This window comes from Plesiomonas sp. (assembly GCF_051650925.1).
Taxonomy (GTDB): Bacteria; Pseudomonadota; Gammaproteobacteria; order Enterobacterales; family CAMTGL01; genus Plesiomonas.
Map to the genome: position 1 here is coordinate 1 of NZ_JBOFRH010000140.1, position 1,099 is coordinate 1,099.

Genomic DNA, 1,099 nt, shown 5'->3' on the forward strand with positions numbered 1-1,099 from the left:
CCCCACCCTCTTTGGGTGTCGTATCTTTTTTGGGATTTAAGCATTTTAAAACAGAAGGTTAGACATCTTGAGTACCGACACGCATTTTCTCTGAGAAATTTTCATAAATAGTGAAAGCGCGCGGGTTTCAAGCCCCTCGGTGTTTTCAACCTCTGGAAAGTACCTTTTGATGCCTATTGGGTGTTTGTTTGTCTGGCCAATTCAGCTTTACGGATGTCTGCTTTGTCTCTATTGCACTGCGCTAGGGCGGAAAAAAGAGCAACGTTCAAATCAAGGCTGTTTGACCACGTCATTGATACTGGTATTTTTGGTTGCGGCGTTTCAGCAGTCAGATTAGAAGGTAGCCGGATCAACGGAGCCTGAACGTAAACCGTTCGCGTATTCGTGCAAGCGCTCAACAGCAGCAACAGGAACAATACGACCACCGCAATCATCATTTTTGACAATCGCCTGAACAACACTCTTAACTCTCTGCGACTCTCCGGCGTATTGAGACTTTGCATTCTGATTGGACTCAGTGATTTGGTTAAAGATGCTGACACTGGCTATGAAATTTTTTGCTACAGCTTCCGCGCTTTCCTTGTCGCTATTCAGTGATCCAACCTCTTTGCTCAGCTCACTGTTTTGATGCCACAGAACGCCTATCGCCAAGCCTATCACCGCAATGACTAATCGCTTCATACCATTAGCGCCGCCCGCGCTTTGTTGTAACGTACCTTGCGATCATCAATGCCGTTCAATCCGCCATTAATAATGCGCGTCACGCGGTCAACGTCAGCACCGTAGGCCATACAGCCTTTTGATGTGTAGAACCATGCAGCCGAACGCGCAGCTTGCAGTTCTAACTCGAGCAACTCTGGTTTGGTCAATAAATCGAGCTTTAGCGCTGCGCCGCATGCGCGATAGTTATCAAGGCCGGTGATCTGGATAAGGCCACGGCCTCGGTATTTCCAACCATCACCTGCGCCCTTATTCCCCAGCCTGTCACCGTAGACCAGATTAGCGATAGCCTCCTGATTTGCAGGGTGCCCAGTCGTGCGACCGTAGTCATTAGCTTGTAGTTGAGTGATTCGCTTGCCGAACGTTGCAACCAAAGCCG

At 48.8% G+C, this 1,099-nt stretch carries 3 protein-coding genes; all 3 read right to left on the minus strand.

The window, feature by feature from the left end; genetic code table 11:
* Nucleotides 1-173 precede the first annotated feature (173 nt).
* On the minus strand, nucleotides 174-446 hold the full coding sequence (gene lysC / locus ACRC27_RS03085; protein WP_438639172.1) for an Rz1-like lysis system protein LysC: 273 nt from the start codon (nucleotides 444-446) through the stop codon (nucleotides 174-176).
* Nucleotides 334-681 carry a DUF2570 domain-containing protein gene (locus ACRC27_RS03090; protein WP_438639173.1) on the minus strand — a complete coding sequence of 116 codons (348 nt, stop codon included), beginning with the start codon at nucleotides 679-681 and terminating at the stop codon, nucleotides 334-336. Before ACRC27_RS03090 ends, lysC begins: the two co-directional genes overlap by 113 nt.
* Nucleotides 678-1,099 (minus strand): glycoside hydrolase family 19 protein (locus ACRC27_RS03095; protein ID WP_438639171.1); only part of this gene is annotated, 422 nt, incomplete at its 5' end. The genes ACRC27_RS03095 and ACRC27_RS03090, both read right to left, overlap by 4 nt.